Origin of the sequence: Verminephrobacter aporrectodeae subsp. tuberculatae At4 (assembly GCF_000193225.1) — a bacterium.
GTDB classification, from domain to species: Bacteria; Pseudomonadota; Gammaproteobacteria; order Burkholderiales; family Burkholderiaceae_C; genus Acidovorax; species Acidovorax aporrectodeae.
In genome coordinates, this window is record NZ_AFAL01000724.1 from 1 (window position 1) to 2356 (window position 2356).

Consider the following 2356-nt stretch of genomic DNA (forward strand, 5'->3'; position numbering starts at 1 on the left):
GCATCAGCCTGCTGACCACCATTCCGGTACTGATGATGGGTCTGTGCGCAATTTATGCCACATACATCCGCCAAGCGTTGGGCGAGCGCAACGGCATTGCCATGGGTGCGGCGATGATCGCCGCTGCCTGCCTGCTGCGGCTGTGGGGCGAAAATGCATACAAGCTTTTTGGCAGTGCGGTGCTTGTCGGCTTGGGCATCGCAGTGATCCAAGCGTTGTTGCCCGGCTTTATCAAGCGCAATTTCGGAGCAAAAACAAGCAGCGTCATCGCGCTGTACTCGACCGGTATCGTGGTTGGTGTGACGATTGGTTCTGGCACTGCCTCGTGGCTGGAAGACCGTTTGGGCTGGATGTCGGCGCTGGCCGGCTGGTCAATACCGGCGGCAGTGGCGGTATTTGTCTGGCTGCTGGCTTCACGCAACAGTCTTTATGAGAGACGTAGCAGCTTTACCGCTACTGCAACGCGCGGCGCACCGTTCTGGCGGATTGCCCGCTGCTGGTCGCTGTTGCTATTTTTTGGCGTCGGCACCGGGGCATTCATGCTGGCAATGGCGTGGATTTCTCCGTTCTACATCGGACTGAGTGTGACCAAGGGCGAGGCGGGCATATTGCTGTCGGTGTTGACAGTGGTCCAAGCACTGACCGCACTGTGGCTGTCGTTTTCCATCGATCGTTTCCCGGATCGACGCAGCCTGCTGGTAGTCTCACTGCTGTTGGTGGCCTCTGGCTTTCTGTTGCTGATCATTGCACCATTGGCCGCACCTTACTTTGCGGTATCGCTGTTGGGTGGGGGCATCGGCATTTTGTTTCCGTTGTCCATTATCGTGGCGATGGATCACCTGAAATCTCCGACGCTGGCCGGCAACTTCACTGCTTTTGTGCAGGGTGGCGGTTTCATTATCGCGAGCTTGGTGCCATTGACTGCGGGCAGCCTGCGCGACGCGTTCAACGATCTGTCATCCATTTGGCTGCTGATGGCCATCGCCAGCCTGGGTATGCTCGTGCTGGCGGTGCGTTTCTCCCCCAAGAGTTACGTGCAGTTCCAGCAGGACTTGGCCGATGTGCAATCCGAAGAACGGCAAGCAGCCTGAACCCACCGCCTGCACGCAACCCGCCAACCATCAGGCGGTTGCCAGGCGGGCCTTCCAGCGTTCGTAGCCGGCTTGGCGCAGATCGCACGCCGGGCTCGAAAGTGCGGTGACAAATCAATACTGATATCCGGGTTGGCGCAGCAAGCTAGATAGCCGTGGCGCAATCATCGGTTGATAAATCTGCTCACGCCAGTTGGCCGGTTCAACCTGCTGCAGATCGATAGATACCGCGTCTTCTCTGCAACCTAGATCACGTTGCAATAATTCTGTCACGCATTTCTGCAAATGCTCAAGATTGGCTGCAGAGATATCAGTTTTAAAACAGCTAATTACCACATGAGGCATATGCTTTACTCCTTGTTGGAACGCATCAAGCCAGTGGCTTGCAAGGCTGCAATGCCCTGCGGCTTGAGCACGGCGTAGTGATCGACCATCAAGTCGTGGTTGCGCAATTGCAGACCAGTCACCGCACCATCGTCGATAAATGCCGATCCATCACCTGCAGCGCGCCACACACTTATCGGGCAACGCAGTGGCTTATCCATCAGCACGATCTGATAATTCGGCGAATAAGTAATGCTGACCACATTGATGATGGCTTCAACCAGTGCCGTATCCATGGCTGGAAAATGTGCACTGGCAAAGGAGACAAAATCAGCACGGCTATGTACCCGCGCCAAGCAATCGGCGGTGAGCACGGTGTCGATGTCATGAACAAACACCGACAGTAGGATGGTCAGGAAAGCTGGACTTGTAAACAGTGCGATTTGGTCACAGCTTACCGGCTCGACATATGGTAGCTGTGGTGAGCCTGGAGCTAGCAGCACCAGTTCGCTGACGGTCTCTCCAATTTGTTCCAACTGCCAAGCAGTTTCATAAGCTACGCGTGCACCGAAGGAGTACCCCCATAGACGGTATGGACCGTGTGACTGCAGGCTACGAATCAGATGTATATCCTCGACAGCTATGGTCTCAATGCTGGCAGACACCGACTCGCCAGCATTGAGACCGCGAGACTGTATTCCATAGAAACGGCCTGTCCCAACCACTGTTTCAGCCCATCTCTTTATACACAAGCCCCCGAGCATAAGCTATGCTACCTATTTCATAGCGAAAGCACACAATGAACTGGGTAGCCACGGAATTCAAGAGCATGAACCTGGGGGACCCCAGGCGCAAACAGCGTGCGATCCACCTGATCGAGAGCTTGAGTGCCAAGCCCACAGCCAGTATCCCCCAAGCCTGCGGCGATTGGGCCGACACCA

The 2356-nt window shown here is 55.6% G+C and carries 4 protein-coding genes; 2 read left to right on the forward strand and 2 right to left on the reverse strand.

Annotated features, from left to right (window positions below; translation table 11 throughout):
- On the forward strand, nucleotides 1-1091 hold a 1091-nt coding region (locus tag VTU_RS29015; RefSeq protein WP_010108169.1), incomplete at its 5' end, for an MFS transporter.
- 114 nt (nucleotides 1092-1205) lie between these two features.
- Here VTU_RS29015 and VTU_RS33135 read toward each other — a convergent pair.
- On the reverse strand, nucleotides 1206-1436 hold the full coding sequence (locus tag VTU_RS33135; RefSeq protein WP_010108171.1) for a tautomerase family protein: 231 nt from the start codon (nucleotides 1434-1436) through the stop codon (nucleotides 1206-1208).
- A gap of 5 nt (nucleotides 1437-1441) precedes the next feature.
- Nucleotides 1442-2179, reverse strand: a complete 738-nt coding sequence (locus VTU_RS32005; RefSeq protein WP_081479902.1) for a thioesterase domain-containing protein — start codon at nucleotides 2177-2179, stop codon at nucleotides 1442-1444.
- A 35-nt stretch (nucleotides 2180-2214) separates the two neighbouring features.
- Between VTU_RS32005 and VTU_RS32010 the strand changes: the two genes are divergently transcribed.
- Nucleotides 2215-2356 (forward strand): IS4/Tn5 family transposase DNA-binding protein (locus VTU_RS32010; RefSeq protein WP_010108151.1); only part of this gene is annotated, 142 nt, incomplete at its 3' end.

Excerpts from the sequence above, each read along its gene's own strand:
- VTU_RS32005 (WP_081479902.1), bottom strand. The coding sequence starts at position 2,179 with ATGCTCGGGGGCTTGTGTATAAAGAGATGGGCTGAAACAGTGGTTGGG.
- VTU_RS33135 (WP_010108171.1), bottom strand. The coding sequence starts at position 1,436 with ATGCCTCATGTGGTAATTAGCTGTTTTAAAACTGATATCTCTGCAGCC.